Source organism: Saccharopolyspora phatthalungensis (genome assembly GCF_014203395.1).
Classification (GTDB): Bacteria; Actinomycetota; Actinomycetes; order Mycobacteriales; family Pseudonocardiaceae; genus Saccharopolyspora; species Saccharopolyspora phatthalungensis.
Genome location: NZ_JACHIW010000001.1, coordinates 5,482,280 through 5,503,234 on the forward strand (window position 1 = coordinate 5,482,280; position 20,955 = coordinate 5,503,234).

Genomic DNA, 20,955 nt, shown 5'->3' on the forward strand with positions numbered 1-20,955 from the left:
ATCGAACCGTGACCGATACCGCCCTGCCCCCGGCGCTCGATTCCCACACCCTGCTCGTCGCCGCCGTCATCGTTCACGACAGGGCGGCGGGGCAGGTGCTGCTGATCCAGCGCGGCCCCGATGCCAAGTTCGCTCCGCAGCACTGGGACCTGCCCGTCGGCAAAGCGGACAAAGGCGAGATCATCACCACCACCGCCGTCCGAGAACTGAAAGAAGAGACGGGCCTGATCGTGGATCCGGCCGAACTGAACATCGCGGGCATCATCCACGGCGCATGGGGCGTTGAGGCCCCCAACGGATTCCTGACCGTTGTTTTCGTGGCGCACACCTGGACCGGCCAGCCGGTCAACGCAGAGCCGCACAAACATTCTCAGGTGACCTGGTTCCCCGTCGAGCAGGTACCGACACAGTTCGTGTCGACAACCCGTGAAGCACTGGTGAACTATCTCCAGCATGGGCCGATGGTGCTCACCGACGGCTTCTAGATGTTCGCCGGCTTCGACGCTTCGGGCGCATCCACTGGGGAGCACGTGAGTGTGGATAGAGCTTCCAGAGTCTCAGGTCCGCCGATGGCACGACTCCCGCTCATTGACAGGCTGCCGGCGGAGCCGTGGACGGCGCTCCAGTTGACCATGCCTGGCTGGATATCGATGCCCGAAACCGCGCAAGCTCCTTGGCGTGCGGTTGTGGATAGGTCTGTGGATAGATGTGTAATGCCCAGGTCGGCGGTGGGGGTGTTGGGGCTGTTTCTCGCGCGGCGTGGCGGCCGGTTCGGGTGAGGCAGACTTGGCGTTGTTGTGCGGGGCCCTGGGGGGTGTCGACGTCGGTGGTTCGGATTCCGATGAGTCTGCATCTGACAGTGTTGCGCCGGTTCCTGGGTCGTGGATGCCTTCTTGTGCGAGGCGTTAGACGCCTGCGTTCATGAACACGACATAGTCTCACCAGCCCCGATGAGGTGCGTCCTGATCCGGGCAATACCAGCCGTCCTCCTCACTCCAGCCGAGGAAAACCGAGACATCCTTGACGAAGGCAGCGAGCGTGGACTTCGCGAGTTGAAGGTTGGCATTCCGAGCGGAATCGTCGCAGGAACCCTCGGTGTCGAAGGCCGCGACCTCAACCCCGGCGGCTTCGATCGGGGCGACCACGGTAATGGTAACGATGTACGGGGCGTGCTCATGGTGTGGTTCGGGCGCTGACGCGATCACCGGAGGCTCCTGCTCGACCATGAGCGCAACGGTGACCAGCATCCCCCGAACCACATGCAGAGTTACGAGAGGAATATTCCACCTCAAGGCATGTCGCCAGCGATCTGAGCCCTGGTGCGGCGCCACGCGCGGTCCGCGTCGCGTTGCCGCGCGAAGGTCCTGGGCCCTGGCGACAGGCGGCATGCAGGTCAAGCCTGGCCAGATGGGGACCCGCGGCCAGGGCTTGACGTCCGTGTTACGCGGCTCGGACGGGGCGCAGAATTCACGCCAATCGGTGACCACGAAGGGCAGGACCACCTGGCCCCGCACCCTACGGGGCTGGAAGCTCAGATCCTGTCGTCTGTTGGTGGGAGCGGGGAATTGGGAGGAAATTGGGAGGAGCCAACTGCGCTGAACTGCACTGAACCGCGTCCAACGGTTCACAGCGGAACCGCCCCGACCTGCCGGTTCTCCGTTTGTGCAGGTCGGGGCGGTTTTCGCTACTACCTTGACACGGTAGTGGTCGTTGGCGTTGTTTGTGCTGGTCAGCGTGGTTTCATAGGTCGATTTCGCCGTGCTGGGTTGGATAGGCGTATGGGGTAACTCGGTCCACCGTCTTGACCCCCCACCGGGCGGTGTTCAGTAGCGCCGTTTTGACGCTGGTGATGGGAGGAAAGCGGGAGGATTGTGTTGAGCTGGACCGCGTTGTATTGCACTGATCGGCAGTAAACTGCACCGGTTTGTCCTGCGGTTTCAGGGTTTTGGCAGGTGAGTGTCTCTTGTGGACGCCGCTGGGGGTCAAGGGGTCACAGGTTCAAATCCTGTCGTTCCCGACAACCGAATGAGCCCCCGCTGACCGGGCGCGAAAGCGTGTTTTGGTGGATCTTGCTTGATCGCCGGGGTTCGTGATCAAATCGGGCGCATCCAGGAGCGAATCAGTGAGCGTGGCCGTCAGTTTCTTGTCGGGACGTACTACCGGTGTCCGTGCCGCACGCCTGCGTGTTGCTCGTCCGTACTTGCCGAGAAACTCGAGGAGACCGCTGCAACGCCGGTTGTGGGGGATCCTGGAGATTGGTGCCGAGTGCGCAGAAAACGAGCACTCGCCAGCCCGTCGTCAGCCGGAGGACCCGGGTTTATTGGGTTACTCTGTGGTGGGCAGGGAGGTGTCGGCGGCCGACGGTCGATCCCGTAGGAATGCGGTGGATTACGCCTCGGGTTGCCCATCCAGGCCAATCGGCATTGTGTAGGGTGTTCCATCGGTATTCTGAAGGAGCGTCCGGTAGCTTTTTCCGTCGTAGATTTCGCTGACTTCCATGCCGAGTATCTGAGCAAGTATATGCATGTAGGCTTCGCTGGAGAACTCGTCAAAAATGAACTTGCCTGATAGGCCGGCGATGGGAAGCGTAAATATTTCGACGTGGTCTTCCCTTGATACTACGATGTGCTTCGGTGTGCGGTTAAATAGTGTCGTCATGTAAGCGGCGAGTGCAGACACTTCCCGGAACTGTTGAGGATGAAGGCTAAGTTTCTTGGCAGCTTCGATGCCAGGAACCTTGACTGAATTGGCGAGGGCGCCCCAATCCTGCAGGCTGGCTACAACTGCTGTGCTGCCAATTCGCATCGCCAGAAAAGGGAAATGTAGGATGTCGACATAATCGAACCGGTCGCGGGGATCGGCAGGCTCCTGAGTGCGGAAAACGAAAATTGAAGCGGGAAACTGTCCTTGGTGCCAGCGAACGGTTCCTCGAGCTGCCTGCATCAGCGTGTGGTGCATTCGGAATGTATTGAGGATGTCCGCGGAGACGATGGATCCGGCCGACGGGTCTTTGCGATCCGCAGGTAGAAACAGCTCTCGATACAAGATTCCATAATAGACCTTTCCCATCCACAGGAAGAGAGTCGTGCGGTCTAATGCAGACACGGCACCCGGGCCGTCCTGAAAGGCTCGCCCTACTTCAATCTCGATACGGGAAAGATGCTCGTTGTTGCATGAGTTGCAGCAAGGGATTTTGAGTTTTGAGTACGGTAGCGAAGTCCCATTTAGTAGATTTATTTTCTGATTTTGCAAATTGAATCGCCGCAGTAGCCACTGTGGAAAGACGTGCTCGTCCGTGCGGTTGGTCTCGATGAGTGCGACCCCGCATAGGAAGCACTGGTTATCCGTGAGTGACTGGCCGTCTTCAATGCTGTAGATGAAGTCATGCTCTTGGGTGGGGTCCTTGTGGGAGTTGTGCATGCGAAGAGCATAGGACACCCAGACCCTCGTTAGGGCGGCCGAGGAAACTTCGCGGAATGTCAGAGTCTGGAAACGTGAGCGCCATAGCCGACTCGGGACCACCAGTCGACGTTGCGAGCTTCTGGGGCCAGCACGGGGGTTTCGGGCAGGCACGCCATTACCATGATGCTGCCGAGGTGTAGCTTTTCCCGCCGACTTGGAAGCAAAAGAGGCTGATGGTGCGGGTCTCGTTCAGGCCCAGTGCAATCTTGCGGCCGGCGATTTCTCCGATGAAGCCGTACTGCGGCGTGGGATGCATGGCGCCGAGAAATGCATCGGGCTCGTGCACAGGCTCCGCACCCGCGACTCGAGGTGCGTCCCGTGGTGCCGAAGTGGAGTCCTCGCCGGGCGCGGTCGGGGATCTCGCTGTCCCCGGACACGCCGTCTCCCAACGCGTGCTCGGCGCGATGGCGGGGGAGCGGGCACGGAAGACGGCTCGGGGCCCGGGACGCCTGGTGCTCGGAAAGCCGCATCCGTGACGCGCGGCACCGACAAGGTCAGGTGCGACAGAGCTAGAGCATCGGGGCATGCCTTTCGGACGTCGACAAAGGTTGCGCGATAGAAGGTGGAGCCGGACGCTGTGTTGGATCGCCCGGCTCGGTAGCTCTTTTTAATCGATATTTCAGTCTTGATTGAATTTTGTGTGATGTCTTGTTGTTTCGTTTTCGGGTTAGGCGAGTGGGTGGGGTTCGCCGGTGAGTCCGGTGAGTGCGGTGGCGATTTCTTGGATGGTGGCGCGGATGTAGGTGGTGGTGGTTCCGGCGTCGCCTGCGTTGTCGGTGTGGCCTGCGTAGGCGCGGGCGATGGCGTAGCCGTAGTTGCGTTCGACCCAGGTGAGGGTGGTGTGGCGTAGCCAGTGTGTGGAGATTTGTTGGGTGGCGACCCAGGGTAGGTGGGAGCCGATGCGGTTCCAGAGATGGTCGTAGCGGCGGGTGGTGATCGGCTGTCCGTTGGTGTAGCGCAGGAGCTGCCCAGTGCGGGGGGCGCCGCGTTGTTCGGCGTGGTGCTGTAGGTGGGTCATGAGGGTGGGGGAAACGGGTTGCCAGCGGTGGGTTTCGCCTTTTTCTCGCAGGAGGATGAGGCTTTGGGTGGGGTCGAGGTCTTGGGGGCGGAGGTTGAGTGCGCCGCCGCGGCGGCAGGCGGTTTCGGTGTGGAGTCGCAGGATGAGGGTGTCGAGTGCGGGGTCGTTGCCGGTGGTGGCGGCGATGTGGTTGATCTCGGCTAGACGGGTGTCGGTGACGGCTCGGCGGGTGGAGGGGAGTCGGCGGGGTTTGGCGACTTTGCTGGCGGGGTTGTTGGCCGGGGTGATGAGTCCGTCGTTTTCGGCGTGGCGGTAGAGGCAGCGCAGGGCGGCGATGAGGTGTTCGCCGGCGCTGCGTCCGCCGCGTGCGTTGCGGCGGGCGATGACGTGGGTCTTGATGTGTTCGACGAGCTGCTTGATCTCGGAGGGGGTGGGTTCGTCGAGGCGTCGGTGGCCCCAGTGGTCTTCGATGCGGTTCCAGTAGGAGCGGTAGACGCGGCGGGTGCCGTCGGTGACGGCGGCCGAGACGGTGGGGATGTATTCGGCGAAGGTGGGTACCGGCGGCCTGTGTGCGGGTGTGGCGAGAAGGTCCTCGGCTGACAGGCCGAGGCGGGCCAGTAGCAAGCGTGCGGCGTCCAGATCGGCCTGAGTGGCGCCCGGGGGCTGGTGTTGGTGGGTTGTCATGCGGTATCACCGTCCAGCCGCGTGGAGTGGCAGTGGGCGATCATGTCGTCCAACACAGCAGGTGGGTGTACGACGAGAGTGCCGTGTGCGGGTTCGGCGGTCAGCAGGACGCGGTCGCCGGGCAGCAGGCCGCAGCAGTGCCGGACCGGCGCGGGAAGCCGCAGGTGCCCCTGTGTGGTGACGCTGAACACACCGTGGGGATCGGTGCGGGTGATCAGCAGGCCGCGGGTTTCGCGGATTGCTAGCCGTGTGCCGGGTGTCCAGCCGAGGGCGCGTAGCACCGCTTGGTCGGCGACCCGGCCCCTGGCATCGACCGCCGCCAGCCCGTACACCACGCCACGATCACGTGGTTCCGGAACGGCGGGCAGCGGAAGCGTCCGACGGGCGGTGACGGTTCCATGCTGGCCTACGGCCGACTGGCCGTCCTGCCGGGCGCGCGTTGTGGAGGGAACCACCGGCTTGATCACAGGGCCGGTCACGTCGACCACCGCCGCCACGTGCGGTGGGGTAGCCCCGGGAACGCTGAATCAGCGTGTTGGAGTGCCTTCAAACACTGGCACGTGAGATGTAGCAGGGATGCCACATTTTTGTGTCCGAGGGGCGAGTTGCACACTATCCACCCGCATCCAACTTCCCGAACGCGACTAACAAGCGCGTCTACGGCTGTCCTTCGTGTCCCTGCGACCCGGCCCTCGGGACGAGCAACAGAGACAACCTTATTTTGTCGCTGAACTGGGCAAACGAGCCTGACCCTGCTAGTGCCACGTAGCGCTGGGCAAGCGTTCCGGGGTCCCGAAACAGATCGGTCCCGCCCGTGTGAGAGCGGTGGGAGTGGGACGGCTCGGTATCGTCAAGCAGGTGTTCCCCGAACAGACATTGTCGCCCTGTCCGATCCCGTAGGCCCGTGTCGAACATCGATGCTCGTTGGGGAGGCTGCCAACAGAGTGGACAACAGGCAAGTCGTGCACGGCTTCATTCTGCGTTGAGCGAACGGCGTCTGGACGACTTACCGGAGCTGGTTGCGGCCGACGTCATTGACCACAACAAGATTATCTATGGTGGAGCGGACGAACCTGGTGTCGCATTCGAGGGGCTACGCCAGCAACTTTCCGGGTCCGATCCGCTCACTATTCAGATTGACGAGTTGATCGCTGAGGGTCGGCGAGTGGCAGCGCGGGTGATCCCAACGCGGAATTCATAGCGGAACGCACCCACGGATGCCTGTGCCAACCGGCCGGAGCTCCGAGAACGAAGCGATCTAGCTCTTTGCAATCGGAGATGGCAAGATCAACGAAATTCGCGTTAGCTGATCTGGCGACGCTGACGCGCAGCGTTTCGCCATTGTCCGATAACTTTGGCCAAGTAGATCAAATAAATGTATCCGCAGGTCAATTCCGATAATTCCGCGTAATATGTATACTAAAGAGTTATATGCCAACTGATAGTCGTGTCGATCCTTCTTGGACGAGATTGCCGGTCGGGTCGGCTCCAGTAATAGGCAAGAGCCGACCGCGGCAGCCCCATCGGAGAGTTTCTACATTTGGCGATTGGCGTGGTTTTCGGTATAGATCGTCTCCGGATGCCTTGACCTGCCCATTAATCAAGAGTCTCCTGGTCGAACCATTCCTGCCTGGTAGATGCATTTGCTAAAGTTGTAGCCTTTGCAGCTACTTCAGCCGTAAGGATTTCGTTCGCCATATGCCGGAGCACAGGCGGGAGCTCATGAGAATGGCGGAGAATTTCGCGACATGTCGAGATGTCGATTCCTCCAGTGCGTGCAAAATTATATCTCATTGGATGAATCGGCGTCGTAGGCTGACAGGATGCAAACGAATCGGAGAAATCGTCGAGCGAATCGGCCCATTCCTTATTAGGGGAACGCAGCAATATGGCCAACCGTGCAGCACTAATCAGGGCTTTCAGGTCTTGATCGCGACATGATTTCGCGATTCTATTCAGTGTCGTTATGGAGGTATTTTTATCCATCTGTGTTGAAGCAAGGTACAGCATCCCAGCTGTGCTTCGTGTGAGCCACTGAGGATCGGGTTCAGTGCCGGGTCGTATCCAGGCATTGGAAGCCATCGAATGGATAATGTACAACGTATATGCATCGAACCCTCTTATCCATTTGTCGAGCCTCTTCTCGTTTTCCATTAGCACTGACGGAGGTGCCCAGCGGAGAATGCAGCAGAGAGCAAAGAATGCATCGTCTGAGCTTTCGATATCCTTTAACTGGTCTGCCCACCAACCGCGGTCCAAGCGTCGCTGTCGCGCGTAGCGGGCTCGGAGCACTGGCGAGATCGACTCGTCAAATAGTCCGCCAGCAACTTTGCGACTGATGTTGCCGCCACGAACTTCGCCAAGAAACGCAGCCATCGCTAGCGTGCGCTGACATTTACCTCCAATCGCGTCCGTGAGCGCCTCATGGAAATCAACCCAAAGGCTGTACTTGTTTTTAGTGTTTGTCGACGACTGAACGATGGAGGCGGCTTCAACTAGTCTGCGGAGAAGCGCAGAGTGTTTCCCTTCGTCTTCTAGCTCCTCCCTAATGTTATAGAACGGCAGAAGTCTCCTGCGGCCGCGTGGCAGCAGTCCATCGCTTACATGCATCAGGTAGGAAAGACTATTTAGCGATGCTATCTCAGTGCAAAGCGCCGGTGCAGATTGTTGCGGTGCATCCAATGTTCCATTCAGCTGTACCCCGGCGCGGAATGCCGCGAGGAAGGAATCAAAGTTCGTTTCGCCTACAGAGGGAGGGAGTCGTACATCTGGCTGAAGTATGCTGTGCCAGAGATTGGTGTCGTTGCCGATGCTTTCGAATACTTCTTCGCCTTGAGACGGTGATAGGGTATGAAATAGGTCCATAGACTTACCCACAAAGAACCAAAGGCGGCGTGCGCGCTTATTTCGGGCGTGCGACCATTTGTCGTACCACCAATCCACAATAAGAGCACTCTCGGAATTCTCCGCAAGCAATCGCGCGGCGTCAAAATCTAAGAGGCCAGACGCGACCCCTTTCTCAATACGAGTCCTCATTCGTTCGACAATCTCTTCACCTCCGGAATCGAAAGGAAGAGACAGGACCGACGATCCTAGCCCCCTGGTGATGGATCCAAGCAGGGCGACCGATTCCTCCGACGAAACTAGGTCGACTACCCTGGATACCGAACGTGGTTTCTGAGAGAAGACTTGGTCCCGAAGCAGGGTCAGAGCAACTTCTCGCGAGTAGGAAATGAGAGAATAATCGCCATTAGACTTGATGAGATCTTCCAACAAGTCGACGATGTTGGCGAGTTCGCCAACATCGGAAAATCCGGCATAGAATCGAGTGACGTTCCACCAGTACGGGTTTCGAAGAAGCGCCTCAAAACGTTCAGAGCGATTACCGGACCGTTCCGCGCCTGGGCTCGATGTGCGGGCCGTGGAATACAGGTACCTTGCTGCAAAGTACTCTCGGAGCGGCTGCACTTCGAATTCAAAAGTATTCTGAACACGACTCGTTAAGACCATGACCCGGTCGGTCATTCCGGTAAACAGTTGGTCAACGAGTTCTAGTTTCTTCTTCTTATATCCTCGCAGTTGGAGGTATTTCTTAAGTAGCGCCTTCAGCTTAGGTTCTGCGATGCTTCCGTTGGAATCTCCTGTCTCGGCGAGGCAATGAAGTTCCCAGGCAACATATCCATGTAAGTCAAGGATCAGTTCACGCTCATCTCGAATGATTGAGCTTTTCTCGGCTTCGCGGTCGAGGAACGTCTCCATGTATTCTCGGTATAGCGCGGTTCGTTTGTCCGGCAGGGACGGCCCCTTCTTTCGCACGAGCCAGAGAAGGATCGCGAGCTGCATAGGATTTCGAGCCAGGTCGACAATATGCGGCTGCCCTAGTTTCTGGCCGAGTACTTGACGGATTTCATAGGCCGCCTGATGAGTCACCCTGCGGGACATGAGCCACCCGTCCGTGTATTCTAGGACTAGGGTCAGTGGTAGGTCGCCGAGACCGAAGTAAGTCCACTCTCGTTTCGAGAATCCAGGCGTCTTCGAAAAGGAACTTGGTCGGCTGGATGCCATCGTTCGAAACGATGGACTAAACGGCTCGATCCGGTTTAATGCTTCATTGACGCAAGAGACAACAGCCCGACGGTCATTGAGATCGGGAACTTCATCCAGGCCGTCGAGAACCAGAATTGCAGGCGTAGCTCTTAGAACCGCGTCCAAATCGGATACAGAGAAGCGAAGTCCACCCGAGTAGCGTCTAACCTGGGCAGCCAGGAACGCCTCCAGGGTGTCCGACCAGCCTTCAGGGGCTCCGTCATTTGTGATGTCAAATGGATCCCGCCGTCTCAGCCAGGCAGCCAAATCACGGAAGTCCACATGAAACGGCAGGCGAATGGGACTCGATCGGTGTTCAGCTGAGAAACGGTTGATCTGTGAGTTGTTGCCGAGTAGTCGAGCCCTGTGTGCTTGACATACGTATTGTCCGACAGTGGATTTACCTTGCCCAGGGGCGCCTTCTAGAACGATTCTTGAAGATGACGGTGCATCATCTCCAACCATGCTCTCAGAGAGAAGGACAGACGCCGCTGGTCGGCCGCTTGTCCGGTTGCTCGTCATGAAAGCGGTGGTGATGTCGCCCGAGAGTAGACCTGCCCATTTCTCTTCCACTGCTGAATGACTGGATGAAACCAAGCGAGAATCTGCAAATCTGGTAAAGGCGCTGCCTGGGTAGAAAGGTCTTTCTATTGCGCTGGCTGCAAGCGGTACGTCAATAAAAACATCGAGCAACTGAGGTTCGAGCTCGGCCTGCTTGAACTTCACCACTCTGTCGCGTTCGTACTGATGCGCCATACACTTCATCAGGGCGCTCACCCGCTGATCGCCTCGCGCGATCTTGATCAATGTCTTGTCATCTGCTCCGGGGTCTCGTAACCCTAAGAGCTCTGCCAGACCTGTTATCTCCCTTATGAAGCCGTAAGTACGCTTGATCTCAGTTTCAGGGTCTAGTCGGCGATCTAGGTCGTCTCGCCACCATACCTGCGCGGGAATCGGCATTTTCTCGCTCAGCCAAGCCTGGACGCGGTCGCGTGTGCCGGAATCTGGGTGCGAGGAACACTGCGCATTCGTCAGGAGGACATACTGTTCAGCACCTTTTGAGGCGAGTTCTTGGACCTTCTCGATCTCACCTTCGAGCGCGCTGATTACCCAGTTAGCGATCTCGTCGGGATTAGCTAACTTGTTTGGCGTCGGTTTGCGAAACTTGACTTGATACACAATTGCGTCAGCGACTCGGCCGCGAGGTGCGGAGGCATCTCGCCCACCGTCAGGCATGCCGACCGGGAAACACTGAACATTCGGGTTATGTGCGACAAGTAACGCTTGGCAAAGCTGGTGAAAGGCATCTGCCCCAAGCGATTCATAGTCATATCGCTCTGCCAACCTAGCCTCCGTTATGCTGAGAACTCTGCCTGACGAACCTTGATCGTATCGATGCCGGTCCTAGGCGTTTGACGTGGTCCCCTGTGATTGGCTTGGTAGTGCACGCCTGACTTGCGTCGCGCACCGGAAGCTCGTTGGAGCACCAGTCCTGGTTTCTGCCCAAGGATGAGACGCTACGAGAATCAATTGGTTCGTAGTGCGACGGTGCTCGGCCGGGAACGCGGGCCGGGCCGTCCCACCTGGCCCGCCGAGTCCCGGCCGGGACACCTTCGGTGGGGACAGGTCGAGACGTCCGATGACCTGGGAAATCGGTCAACGCGCCACGCATGGGACAGCCGCTGTCACGGGTCCCAGACTGTCCCCCGGAGCACTTGTCCAAGTACCCAGATGGCGCCTGCCGATGGGACACGGACACCCGTCCCATTGACAGGCGACGAGCAGCCGTGTGGTTCGGCGATCCCACACGCTGTGGGCGAATGGATCAGCGCCTGGGCACGTGCGGGTCCAGAAGTCGAAGCAGCGCTTCCTGCCTCGTTCGGCAAGGAACGCCGGAGACCCGAGTCAGCATGGGACCGAGCGCTTGCCACTTCTTCGTCTTGGTGCCATCCGAGTCCAAGTACCCGATCAGACGCTCATTCTCTCCAGCGCGACATAGGACGATCCACCTGCGTGTCTGCTCGAAATCAGATGACCGTTCCATGCGGACCGTGTCCAGATCCACCGTCTCCGTGCGGCCGATCGGCCTCGGAAGCTGCCGAGACTCCGGCAAGTCGGTGGTTTCCGCTGTCGTCTCTTCCTGCTCGGTCTCGGCAGGATTGCTCAGGTCGTTGCCTGAAACGGGTTCCGTGACGATTTCCGTGACATCGGGCTCGGTACTGCCCTCAATCGAAGCGTGCTCCGCTGGAGTTGGCGTGGCAATGCCGTGGGCTTCTGCGAGTTCGGTTACGGCGGTTAGTAGGTCTTGAATCGCCTGCTGGGGATCGGCGCCAGCGCTCAGCGTTCGTCGTACGGCCACCATTGCGGCGTCGGCACGTTCTACCGCTTCCCAGGAACGCGCGCCGCCAGCCTGGATTCGTGCTCGTCGGGCGCGTTGGCGACATGCTGGTCCGTGGTATCGGGCGCGTCGTCCGCGTGGTGATCCCGGTGGTAGTGGCTCGCCGCATCCCAAGCACACGCCAGCAGACATCGACTGACCCCAATCGTGACGCATTTCGTGACGTCCGCCTGAGCCTATCCGTTGTCACGGAATGTGTCACGGAACTATCGCCGGAACGACGACGGAAGGCAGGGCAGGCGTTGGCTGCTTCGTTTACAGCTGTAGAAGGACGTCAAGCACGGTTTCCAGGATTTCGTTCGAGGGCTTCGAAAACTCTTTGATTGCAGGCGTTCTCAGCTCTGCGAGGGATAAGATCCTGGTCGGCAGATCCGGGTTCAGGTCGCCGGTCCAGGCCGTTACGTAGCCGTCCGGTTCGCGGTCGAGGCTGTGCCGTCCCACCGGTTCTGCGAGCGTGGTCATGCGCCGGATTGCTTGGCGGCGAGGTCCCGTGCGCACTGCTCGCGGATCAGGGCGGCGAGTTCGTCCAGCGTTGTCGCGAGCAGTTCGCGGTCCTCGGCGCTGTATTGTCCCTCGGGCAAGTAGTGGGCGGCGTCGTCGAGTAGCCATTGCGCTTTGCGTAGAAGGACTGCGAGCGTGCTGGTCCCGGAACATGTCACCGCAGGCTGGGCGTTGTCCTTCGCCGCGTCGGCTACTGCCGCCAGTCTCAGCAAGCAGGCGCTACAGGGCGCGCATGCGGGTGCTTTGGCGGAATCCGGCGGGCTGGTTGGGTCGGCTGCTTCTTCGATGTCCGTCGGGCGAAACTTCAGCCGACACCACGACTGGACTTCGTCATCCTGGCTGGTCGGCGCGGCACAGTGCGCGACACGCAGTGACTCGACCACGAGCCCAGCCTTGAACTGAAACCACTTCGCCTGTTCTGTCGACCCATCCACCGCTGAACTCCAATCCCTGGAGGACCACGGCCGGAGTCGAGCATGGCGGGCCGGCCGATTCCGGCCGTGGTCCAGGTCCGGCGACGGTCGGGGGGAACGGAGTGCGACGCCGCCGGACGACTTGGGTGACCGCGTGTAAGCGGCTCGTGTCAGACTGAAATCATGCTTGCATCAGCGCTCGATCAGCGGAACGACCTTGACGCGACCTGCTGACGACATAGGGCGGCCTCGTAGCGCGGACGGGAGACGGTGATGCAAACGGCACGCACATTGCTCGAACTGAAGATCAAAGAGCGGCGGCAAACGCTACAGGAGTTCGTGGAGTACGCCGAGGTATTCGCTCGCGAACACAACGAGCCCGGAACGCTCAGCGTCCGGCACCTACAGCGGTTGACCACCAGGCGGGGGCCGAACGGGAAGCCGCTTGGCCAAGTGCGCCCGGCAACCGCGCGGCTGCTCGAACGCATCTTCGGCCTCAGCATTGATGAGCTGCTTGTCCCTCCGGGGCGGCCGACGCCGACGCAGGACGTGGAGGTGGCCGCCGAACGTCATGCGGGAGGCGCTTCTGTGCCGCCGTGGACCTTTGGCCAGGCCGAGACCCATTGTCTGGGCCGCCGGGAAACGCATACTCCAGCTGTGCAAACGCCAGAAACACGCGTCGACATGGCCCAGTCGTTCGCGTGGCTGGACGACTGGGCTGGATGGGGTCCTGAGACGGCTCGGCGGAAGGTGATGTCCCAGCTCGGGACGCTGAGCACGGATGACCTGCTCGTCCGGCATACGCGGCGTGGCAAGGTTCGTCGAAGCCAGATCGGGAATGCATTGGGGGAGTACTACGCGGATAGCGTGCAGGGCTACGCCCCCTATCGCGTGCGTTGTGGACGTCGAGAGACTCAGACGAGTGTTCTTACGCGGCCGAGTTGGTTGGATCTCGCGTGTCCGCTCTGGCAGGGCAATGATCGCCTGACGTTGCGTGCCGAACCGGGCAGTCGTCTTGCGGCGGACGACACCGGTGTGAGTCATGCAGTGCATCGGCTCGCCGAAGCCGCCGCGCTTGGTGTACGGGTCGCGAACGTTCCCCTCTATCGGCTCCTGAGCGTCGACGTTAGGGAAGGGGCGATTTCGGGTTCGGTCGCCGTCGCGCCGTTTGTCGAGTATGCCGTAACTATGGATCTGCTCGAAAAAGAACTCATCGACGCTATTTGTGACGCCTCCACAGATCCGCTCGGCAACCTGCCGCTACGTGATCGGTATCTGCCGGACATTTCATCAGTCCTCGACCTGTCTGGTCGATTGTGTGCGGGTGGTGTGCTCGCGTTGTGTGCTATTGCGCGCCCTGCCGATCCATACCGTGGTGAGCGGGACTATGCGCTTCTGATTCAGCAGCGCTCCGGTCATGTTCTCAACGCTGTACGTAGGCTGGCGGTGATTCCGAAAGGTTTCCATCAGCCGATGACGGATATTCATGCCGATGCGCAGTTGGGGACCACGTTGCTGCGTGAAATGGAAGAGGAGTTGTTCGGGCGGAGTGAGGTAGACAGCACGGTCGGTGCGCCTCGTGTGGCTGTTCCGCTGCACCCTGGTCGCTTGTCCGAGCCCATGAAATGGCTCATGGAAGATTCTGGCCGCGTGCGGATGGAGTGCACTGGGTTCGGGCTGAACCTGGTCAGTGGAAACTTTGAGTTCGCCTGTCTCGTCGTCATAGATGACGATGAGTTCTGGACGCGCTATGGCGGCCAGGTCGAAGCGAACTGGGAGTCGTCCGGACTGCGACTGTACTCCAGTTTGGACGATCATCTGGTGGCTGAGTTGACAGCCGATGAGTCCTGGAGCGATGAGGGTCTTTTTGCGCTGTCGCAAGGGATTCGGCGTCTGAGCGAAGTTGGTGGCGACCGCGTGAACTTGCCCGCTGTGGAGTGGAGCTAGTTGGACGCCGACGGCCAGCGGACGGTGACAACCACGGAATCGGCGAGAGCTTCCCAGGAGTGGTCGATTCCTGGTCCCCAGACCGCGTAGTCGCCCTGCTTGGCCAAATCGACCGTGCCTTCGGTGAGATGTAGGCGGAAGTGTCCTTGTACTAGCAGAAGCATGGTGGTTCGCCGGTCGTCAGTCGTCCACTCGGGTCGCTTTTCGCCAGCCGGGTGGACGCCCCATTTCACTTCGAGGTCTTTCGTTGAGCGGACGCCTTCGGATGGGTTGATGAAGTGGCCGAGCACCCAGCCGCGGGTTTCGCTGCCGTCTTCGGCTGCGTTTCCGTGGTGCCAATTGCGGCTCACCTAACGTACCTCCCATTCGATCGATGGCAAGCTCACTCGCTCACCACCGATTTGGCCAAGCCTGCGAAGGCCCTGTAGCAGTGCGAACAGTCCTTCGTTGCTCCACGCTACATCACGGACCAACTCGCCGATCAAGTCCCCGTCCAGGCTGGAGTATTGGCGGAGTCCTGCCGATTCCCAGTTGGCTTCGACTTGGCCGCCGTAGCGTGACCAAAATTCTTCGTCGTCGATGACGATCAGGCTAGCGAATTCAAAGTTTCCGCTGAGTAGGTTTAGCCCGAATCCGGTACATTCCATGCGCAACCGAGTCGGGTTTTCAAAAAGCCACCGCATCGGCTCGGAAAGTCGACTCGGGTGCATAGGATCAGCAGACCGTTGATCGCCGAAGGTGTTGTCGATGTCGTCGCGCCCGAACAGCTCTTCTTCCATCTCGCGCCGCAGCGTCGCGCCGACCTGTGCGTCCGCGCGCAGATCGGTCATCGGCTGGTGGAATCCTTTCGGGATCACCGCCAGTCGACGCGCCGCGTTGAGGACATGGCCCGAGCGTTCCTGCACCAGGAGAACGTAGTCCGCTTCGCCTCGGAACGGACTAGCAGGCCGGGCGACCGCGCATAACGCGAGTGGGCCGCCCGCGCACAGTCGCCCGAAGACATCGATCACGGACGCGATGTCCGGCAAGTACCTGTCGCGTAGCGGCAACGACTCGTGTGCCGATTGGGGGTCGGCTGCGATCGCGTCGATCAGCTCGCCTTCGAGTAGATCCATAGTGACGGCATACTCGACGAAACGCGTGACGCCGACCGATCCGCGAATCGAGCCAGGAGAGACGTCCACGGCGCGCAGCCGGTACAGCGGCATGTCTACGAGCCTGGTCCGCATGGCCAGCGTTTCCGCTAACCGCTGGGCTGCGCGTCCGGCTGCTTCGTCGTCCAACGGCATGTCGGCGTCTTCTGCCGCGCTGGTGACGGTGAGTCGGTCGTGGGACGCGATCAGCGGGCATTCCAAGTCCAGCCAGTCAGCGCTGGTCAGAATGCTTGTTTCGGCCTTGGTGTCGGTGCCGTACCTGGCGCTGTACCTGCCGTGGCTTCCTGTCCTCTCGCCGTAGTACGTTCCGAGAACTTGTGCGACGGTGCGTTGATCCACGCGCCCTCGACGGCTCGCCCTACCCTGTAGCTCGCTCACGTCCAGCCGAGCTAGCCGTGAAGCAACTTCCCGCCGACTGGTACCCGGCTCCCAGCATGCATGCTGGTCTAGCCACTCCAGCGCCGCGCCGATGTTGGGATCGGCGCTCAGCCGTAGCTCGGCATCGGCCGCCGCCTGGTCGTTGATCGGCGGATCGGCAGGGACAGTATCGGCCGCGTCGTTGAGAAGCTGGGCGAACCGTGCTTTGACCGACGACGACGCCTGTTCGAACGCCGTGTCAAGCAGCTGTTGCATCTCGGATTTCGGTACCAAAGTGGGTTTCTGGTGCCACCCGCTGACTGTTCGCACGGCAATTCCCAAGTGCTCCGCGAACGCCTCGTTGCTCATTCGCAGCGCCGCTTGTAGCGCGCACGCGGTGCGGCCCGTCCAGCCGGTCACCAAATCCATCGCGGCGCGCCTCCGGTAGCTGCTTTGTGCACTGGTTCTGCACTGCTCATGCGCTGGATGTGCATCGGTGATGCATGGGTTCCCCGCCGGATTCGCACTGGAATTGAAGGCATGGAAAACGTCGGATCCAGCAAGCGAAACCACCCGGCTCTAGCGGTTCTTGCGGACATGCTCGATCACCGTCGAGAGATCACTTTTCAGGTCGTCAAGCCGCTCGGTGATCTCGACCATGCGCTGTTCGAGAGTGTCCAAACGGGACCAGACTGTGTCCGGGCCGGCCGTAACCGGTTCGTTGGGCTCAGGCGGTTTTCGGCCGTGCAGCACGGCATTCAGGTGCTGAGGATGCCAGCCGAGCGTCACGGACAGAGACTCCAGAGTCCGGGAGCTTCGGCGGCGTTCAACAACGTGGTGTTGGATCTCGCGGACGATCGCCTGCGAGACGTGCGAACGCTCTGCGAGCTCGCGTTGTCGCCAGCCGAGCTCGTTCACGCGCTCGTTAATGGCTCTGGCGACTGCCGCCCAATCTTCCGACACCTATTCCTCCGCGCTCCGCCTCAGCGCAGAGGTTAACTGTTCCGTTCCGCATTCCGTGACATGGCCGCGCACTAACCGCGCGACGGGGACTTTTTGCGCACTTTGTGCGCTGAAATCATCAGAATAATGCTGAAATCAGCTTTCTTTTTTATCGAAGGACTTCTTCAATGGGTACCGATGTGTCCAACGCCGGACGACCGGCGTACTTCACCGTTCGAAAAGCGGCCTGGATTCTCAACGTCGAGCCGTCGGCGATCTCTCGTGCGATCCGGCTCGGCACGGTGCGCACCACGCAACGGAACGGCCGCCGCGTGATCCCGGCCAGCGAGTTGGCTCGGCTGCTTGGCCAGCCTGTCGAGCAGGACGGGGGTCGGAAGTGATGGCCTCGTACAGCGACCTCCGCTTGATCGGCATCGCTTGGCGGCTGGATCGCGTGCGTTGGGTGCCGAGCGCGGTACTCGCCGACGCAGTGCTCCGCAACGGCATCTGCATGGCAGGGATCCCGGAGGATGAACCTGCCTGGGCTGACGAACCGATGACTGATCGTGAGTTGGCAGCCCGGATGTGCGCGGGCTGTCCGGTCCAGGATGAATGCCTCGAACTGGACCTTCGCGTCGCTGGGGAAAGCACTGTCGGCGTCTGGGGCGCTCTCTCCGAGGACGATCGGCGCGCGCTGTACCCGCACTGGCTTCAGCGCGGGGAGCGTGCCGAAGGGGGTGGCGCGTGATGATGCTGCAACTGACCCCCATCGAGATCCTGGCCGCGCTCGGTGGCCTGATTGGCTTGGTCATGGTGTGGCGGGCGAGTGCGCGTGCCACGCGGCGAGCTACTGAAGCTGCTCGGGCGAGCGTCCGGCTGGTGTCGCTGGCTGGCCGGGTCGTGGTCACGGCCGCTGCGATCGTCGGAGTTCAGTGGATCGTGATCACGCATCCCGGAAACACAACGCTGCTGCTCGCCGTGCTCGGCGTACCTGCGTTGTTCGCTTCGTACACGCTGACCAAGGCACTGACCGTGACCACAATGGACGTTCCTCAGCAGCGGAAAGGGCGGCGTCGATGAACGCGTCGCCGACGGTCAACGGTGGGCGGCAGCTGCCGCCCACCCTCGCCGAGGCCGAAGCGGTCGAGCAGGTATGCAAGCAGGTGGATCGGTTGTGCTGGACCGGGATTTTACTCGGGCTGGCGTTCACGATGACCAACGTGCAGAGCTTCGCCGCGAACGGTGCGGCTGCGTGGTGGCTGCCGTGGCTGGCGGCGTGGCTGCTGGACCCGATGGTGTCGCTGGTGCTGCTGGCGATCCTGCGGGCCGAGCAGGTCACCGCCCGGTACGGCGTCCGGACCGGCGGATGGGTGCGCGGGGCGAAGTGGTTCACGCTCGCGGCCACGTACGTGATGAACACCTGGGCGGCGTACGCGGCCGGAACGGCGGACACGGTGGTGCTGCATTCCGTCCCGCCGCTGGTTGTATTCGTCGCCGCCGAGGCCGTGACCGATCTCCGGGACAAGCTCAGCGAAGCTGTCCGGACAGCGTTCACGAACGCGGAAGCCCGTCCGGACACCGAGCGGGCAATCGAGTCCGCTGCCGACCGGTCGCCGGACACCAAGCGGCGGACATCTTTCGATGAGTACCTGGGCCGTGCGCGGGAGGCGTGGAGTCCGGACGTGGCCGTGACTCCGGCTTGGATTCGGGAGGTCACCAGTTGCTCGCGCGGCTTGTCGTCTCGGCTGGCTGCTGCGCTGTCTGCGGAGGTGACGCAGCCATGAGCGGTGAGACGCTTCACGCTCCCGCGCAATCACAGGAGGCCGAGCGGCACATCTTCGACGCCGAACTGATCGACGGTGAGCTGCCGTCTGAGCCACAGCCGAATCGTCGGCGCAGGTTCATGAACTGGTGGCAGCGTTCACCGCGCGTGCCAGCCGCGTTGAAGTCATGGCAGGCTGCGAAACACGCGGCCGTGGATGTCTTGGCGTTCATTGTGCGGTCGCCGTGGAGGTTCGTCAGTGCGGTCGGTCGGGGCATAGCGGCGGTCGTCCGGGGCTGGCGTCGGTGGGTGCGCGTGCATGACTACCGGGACGCTGCCGAGCAGTCCGAGAAGCTTGCGGACAAGTTCACCGAGATCCGCGCGTTGACGCTCTTCCGCTGGCGTGTGACCGGCCTTGTGGCGCTGTCCGCTGCCGCAGCGGTCACCGTCGCCTATGTGGTCTACGGCGGACCGGCGCTCTGGATCGCGGCCGGCATTGCCTCGGCGACCTTGGCCGTGTTTGGCCGCCGCAAGGACGGCGCACCTGGACGTAAACCGGTCCTTGCCGGTCCGCGGACACTGACCTGGACGATGGACCCGCAAGTGCTGGTCGACGCGTTCCGGGACGCGAAGCTGATCGGCAAGGACGAATCGCTACGGCTCGTGGAGCGTGCCGCGCATGATGGCGCGGGCTGGGCCGTCACCGTCGATCTACCCGCAACCCGCAAGGCTGCTGACGTCATCAAGCACCGTGAGGCGCTTGCGTCGGCGTTGGCGGTCGATGAATTGCAGCTCATCGTCGAAAGGGTGCGCGGACGGAGCGGCCACGCGGGCCGGGTCTTCCTGTGGGTTGCCGATGAGGACCCGTATTCCGGTGCGCCGTTGCGGTTCCCGTTGCAGGATGTGGAGTTCTGGGACGCCTGGCGGTCGATTCCGTTCGGCCGCGACGCGCGCAACCGCCGGATTGACCTGCAACTGGTGTGGACGTCGCTGGTGGTCGGTGCGATCCCCCGGCAGGGCAAGACGTGCGCCACCCGACTACCGGCGGCCGGACTGATCCTCGATCCGTACACGCAGCTGTATGTCTTCGACGGTAAGGGAGGGAAAGACTGGCAGGCCGCCGAAGCCGTGGCGCACCGGTACGTCTGCGGTGACGAGCAGGAACACACCGAAGCTGTCCGGGACTACCTGGTCGAGCTGGTAGCCGAGGTACAAGCGCGGTTCGCTCGGATGTCCACCCTGGACGATGAGATCTGCCCCGAGTCGAAGATCACACCAGCGATCTCTCGTGACCGTGACCTCGGCATGCCGATCACAGCCGTGATCATCGATGAGGTTCAGGTGTACCTGGAAAACCCGACGCGGCAGGAGATCGAGGGGAAGAAAATTACGCTCGGCGCGTACATCGCGGACCTACTGACCTACCTCGCCCGAAAGGGGCCAGCCGTCGGCATCGTGGTCATCCTCGCCACGCAGCGGCCGGACTCGAACACGATCCCATCACGGCTGCGGGCCGTGCTTGGGTCACGCTTTGCGCTACGAGTGATGGACTGGCGGGACTCCAACATCGTGCTCGGCGAGCAGATGAACACGCGCGGCTTCGACGCATCCACGCTGCTGCCCAGCCACAAGGGAGTTGGCATCCTGCGCCCGGACGGTGACACCGACGCAGGGGCCGACACGGTTGCGGTGGCGGTGCGCACGTTCTACATGGACAACGCTGAATGGCGGTCAATCTGCGAACGGGGACGCACGCTTCGGGAGGCAGCCAGGACGTTGACCGGTCACGCGGCCGGAGACGACAGTCCGCGCGCGATCGACCAGGCCGCCGTCGTGAAGGCACTCGGCAGCGGCACCCGCGCCGACGACACCTCGCCGGTCGAGTTGCCGGAACCGCTCGCGGCGGTTGTCGAATACCTCGGTGACGACCTGGACCAGCGCGAGTTTGTGCCGACCGCCGAGCTGACCAACGCGCTGGATGTCGAGCCGAGCGTGTTCGCGCGGCAGATGGGGCAGCTGGAGTGCAGACCGACCCGGCACCGCGTTCCGGACGAGGACGGCGAGGTCCGTCGGGTGCGCGGCTACTTCACCGCCGACATTCGGGCAGCGATCGACCGGGTATCTGATGAAATCAGCTCAGCTGATCAGTCGGAAGCTGACCAGCCATGACGGCCGATGACAGCGACGGGGACCGTGTCACAGTTCGTCTACCGGACGAATTACCTGTACTA

Annotated in this window: 20 protein-coding genes; 8 read left to right on the plus strand and 12 right to left on the minus strand. The window is 61.3% G+C overall.

Going from position 1 to position 20,955, the window contains the following annotated elements:
• Positions 1–8 precede the first annotated feature (8 nt).
• A complete protein-coding gene (locus BJ970_RS25080; RefSeq protein WP_184728469.1) occupies positions 9–485 on the plus strand; it encodes an NUDIX domain-containing protein in 477 nt (158 codons plus the stop codon).
• A 453-nt stretch (positions 486–938) separates the two neighbouring features.
• On the opposite strand, the gene BJ970_RS25085 is transcribed toward BJ970_RS25080, so the two are convergent.
• The 3 genes from BJ970_RS25085 to BJ970_RS25095 form a co-directional block, all read right to left on the minus strand.
• A complete protein-coding gene (locus BJ970_RS25085) occupies positions 939–1,247 on the minus strand; it encodes a hypothetical protein (protein WP_184728470.1) in 309 nt (102 codons plus the stop codon).
• A gap of 1,141 nt (positions 1,248–2,388) precedes the next feature.
• Positions 2,389–3,420, minus strand: coding sequence for a hypothetical protein (locus BJ970_RS25090; protein ID WP_184728471.1), 1,032 nt, complete (start codon positions 3,418–3,420; stop codon positions 2,389–2,391).
• A 157-nt stretch (positions 3,421–3,577) separates the two neighbouring features.
• On the minus strand, positions 3,578–3,748 hold the full coding sequence (locus tag BJ970_RS25095; RefSeq protein ID WP_184728472.1) for a hypothetical protein: 171 nt from the start codon (positions 3,746–3,748) through the stop codon (positions 3,578–3,580).
• Positions 3,749–3,791: 43 nt separating this feature from the next.
• On the opposite strand from BJ970_RS25095, the gene BJ970_RS25100 reads away from it, so the two are divergent.
• Entirely contained in the window at positions 3,792–3,938 is a 147-nt protein-coding gene (locus tag BJ970_RS25100; RefSeq protein WP_184728473.1) for a hypothetical protein, read from the plus strand.
• Positions 3,939–4,129: 191 nt separating this feature from the next.
• Here the strand turns inward: BJ970_RS25100 and BJ970_RS25105 are convergent, their stop codons facing one another.
• From BJ970_RS25105 to BJ970_RS25130, 6 genes are all read right to left on the minus strand, one after another.
• Positions 4,130–5,164, minus strand: coding sequence for a tyrosine-type recombinase/integrase (locus tag BJ970_RS25105; RefSeq protein WP_184728474.1), 1,035 nt, complete (start codon positions 5,162–5,164; stop codon positions 4,130–4,132).
• Positions 5,161–5,643 (minus strand): AbrB/MazE/SpoVT family DNA-binding domain-containing protein, encoded by a 483-nt coding sequence (locus tag BJ970_RS25110; protein WP_246471014.1) that lies wholly within the window; start codon positions 5,641–5,643, stop codon positions 5,161–5,163. The genes BJ970_RS25105 and BJ970_RS25110 overlap by 4 nt, the downstream gene beginning before the upstream one ends.
• A 1,117-nt stretch (positions 5,644–6,760) precedes the next feature.
• A complete protein-coding gene (locus tag BJ970_RS25115) occupies positions 6,761–10,594 on the minus strand; it encodes an NACHT domain-containing protein (protein WP_184728475.1) in 3,834 nt (1,277 codons plus the stop codon).
• A 481-nt stretch (positions 10,595–11,075) separates the two neighbouring features.
• Positions 11,076–11,612, minus strand: coding sequence for a hypothetical protein (locus BJ970_RS25120; RefSeq protein WP_184728476.1), 537 nt, complete (start codon positions 11,610–11,612; stop codon positions 11,076–11,078).
• A gap of 291 nt (positions 11,613–11,903) precedes the next feature.
• Positions 11,904–12,110: a hypothetical protein gene (locus BJ970_RS25125; protein WP_184728477.1), complete on the minus strand. Its 207-nt coding sequence runs from the start codon at positions 12,108–12,110 to the stop codon at positions 11,904–11,906.
• On the minus strand, positions 12,107–12,583 hold the full coding sequence (locus tag BJ970_RS25130; RefSeq protein ID WP_184728478.1) for a hypothetical protein: 477 nt from the start codon (positions 12,581–12,583) through the stop codon (positions 12,107–12,109). Before BJ970_RS25130 ends, BJ970_RS25125 begins: the two co-directional genes overlap by 4 nt.
• Before the next feature lie 252 nt (positions 12,584–12,835).
• Between BJ970_RS25130 and BJ970_RS25135 the strand changes: the two genes are divergently transcribed.
• Positions 12,836–14,509: a transcriptional regulator gene (locus BJ970_RS25135; RefSeq protein WP_184728479.1), complete on the plus strand. Its 1,674-nt coding sequence runs from the start codon at positions 12,836–12,838 to the stop codon at positions 14,507–14,509.
• Here the strand turns inward: BJ970_RS25135 and BJ970_RS25140 are convergent.
• From BJ970_RS25140 to BJ970_RS39630, 3 genes are all read right to left on the minus strand, one after another.
• Positions 14,506–14,859 (minus strand): signal peptidase I, encoded by a 354-nt coding sequence (locus BJ970_RS25140; protein WP_184728480.1) that lies wholly within the window; start codon positions 14,857–14,859, stop codon positions 14,506–14,508. The genes BJ970_RS25135 and BJ970_RS25140 overlap by 4 nt on opposite strands.
• Complete coding sequence (locus BJ970_RS40175) at positions 14,860–16,449, minus strand: transcriptional regulator (RefSeq protein WP_184728481.1); 1,590 nt, start codon at positions 16,447–16,449, stop codon at positions 14,860–14,862.
• Between the two features lie 150 nt (positions 16,450–16,599).
• Positions 16,600–16,809 (minus strand): hypothetical protein, encoded by a 210-nt coding sequence (locus BJ970_RS39630; protein ID WP_312864401.1) that lies wholly within the window; start codon positions 16,807–16,809, stop codon positions 16,600–16,602.
• Between the two features lie 341 nt (positions 16,810–17,150).
• Here BJ970_RS39630 and BJ970_RS25155 point away from each other — a divergent pair, with 341 nt between their 5' ends.
• From BJ970_RS25155 to BJ970_RS25175, 5 genes are read left to right on the plus strand one after another with little or no spacing between them, the layout of a single operon-like run.
• Positions 17,151–17,363 carry a helix-turn-helix domain-containing protein gene (locus BJ970_RS25155; protein WP_184728483.1) on the plus strand — a complete coding sequence of 71 codons (213 nt, stop codon included), beginning with the start codon at positions 17,151–17,153 and terminating at the stop codon, positions 17,361–17,363.
• Positions 17,363–17,710 (plus strand): WhiB family transcriptional regulator, encoded by a 348-nt coding sequence (locus tag BJ970_RS25160; protein WP_184728484.1) that lies wholly within the window; start codon positions 17,363–17,365, stop codon positions 17,708–17,710. The genes BJ970_RS25155 and BJ970_RS25160 overlap by 1 nt, the downstream gene beginning before the upstream one ends.
• The gene (locus BJ970_RS25165) at positions 17,710–18,042 is read left to right on the plus strand and encodes a hypothetical protein (RefSeq protein ID WP_184729347.1); all 333 of its coding nucleotides are present in this window, start codon (positions 17,710–17,712) and stop codon (positions 18,040–18,042) included. Before BJ970_RS25160 ends, BJ970_RS25165 begins: the two co-directional genes overlap by 1 nt.
• A complete protein-coding gene (locus BJ970_RS25170) occupies positions 18,039–18,746 on the plus strand; it encodes a hypothetical protein (protein WP_184728485.1) in 708 nt (235 codons plus the stop codon). Before BJ970_RS25165 ends, BJ970_RS25170 begins: the two co-directional genes overlap by 4 nt.
• The gene (locus tag BJ970_RS25175; protein ID WP_184728486.1) at positions 18,743–20,893 is read left to right on the plus strand and encodes an FtsK/SpoIIIE domain-containing protein; all 2,151 of its coding nucleotides are present in this window, start codon (positions 18,743–18,745) and stop codon (positions 20,891–20,893) included. Before BJ970_RS25170 ends, BJ970_RS25175 begins: the two co-directional genes overlap by 4 nt.
• The last annotated feature ends 62 nt before the right edge of the window (positions 20,894–20,955 follow it).

What these genes read in the sequence shown, in the direction of transcription:
- BJ970_RS25125 (WP_184728477.1), bottom strand. Translation starts at nt 12,110, where the DNA reads ATGACCACGCTCGCAGAACCGGTGGGACGGCACAGCCTCGACCGCGAA.
- BJ970_RS25120 (WP_184728476.1), bottom strand. Translation starts at nt 11,612, where the DNA reads ATGGTGGCCGTACGACGAACGCTGAGCGCTGGCGCCGATCCCCAGCAG.
- BJ970_RS25105 (WP_184728474.1), bottom strand. Translation starts at nt 5,164, where the DNA reads ATGACAACCCACCAACACCAGCCCCCGGGCGCCACTCAGGCCGATCTG.
- BJ970_RS25090 (WP_184728471.1), bottom strand. Translation starts at nt 3,420, where the DNA reads ATGCACAACTCCCACAAGGACCCCACCCAAGAGCATGACTTCATCTAC.
- BJ970_RS25170 (WP_184728485.1), top strand. Translation starts at nt 18,039, where the DNA reads ATGAACGCGTCGCCGACGGTCAACGGTGGGCGGCAGCTGCCGCCCACC.
- BJ970_RS25085 (WP_184728470.1), bottom strand. Translation starts at nt 1,247, where the DNA reads ATGCTGGTCACCGTTGCGCTCATGGTCGAGCAGGAGCCTCCGGTGATC.
- BJ970_RS25175 (WP_184728486.1), top strand. Translation starts at nt 18,743, where the DNA reads ATGAGCGGTGAGACGCTTCACGCTCCCGCGCAATCACAGGAGGCCGAG.
- BJ970_RS40175 (WP_184728481.1), bottom strand. Translation starts at nt 16,449, where the DNA reads ATGGATTTGGTGACCGGCTGGACGGGCCGCACCGCGTGCGCGCTACAA.
- BJ970_RS25165 (WP_184729347.1), top strand. Translation starts at nt 17,710, where the DNA reads ATGATGCTGCAACTGACCCCCATCGAGATCCTGGCCGCGCTCGGTGGC.
- BJ970_RS25135 (WP_184728479.1), top strand. Translation starts at nt 12,836, where the DNA reads ATGCAAACGGCACGCACATTGCTCGAACTGAAGATCAAAGAGCGGCGG.
- BJ970_RS25160 (WP_184728484.1), top strand. Translation starts at nt 17,363, where the DNA reads ATGGCCTCGTACAGCGACCTCCGCTTGATCGGCATCGCTTGGCGGCTG.
- BJ970_RS25155 (WP_184728483.1), top strand. Translation starts at nt 17,151, where the DNA reads ATGGGTACCGATGTGTCCAACGCCGGACGACCGGCGTACTTCACCGTT.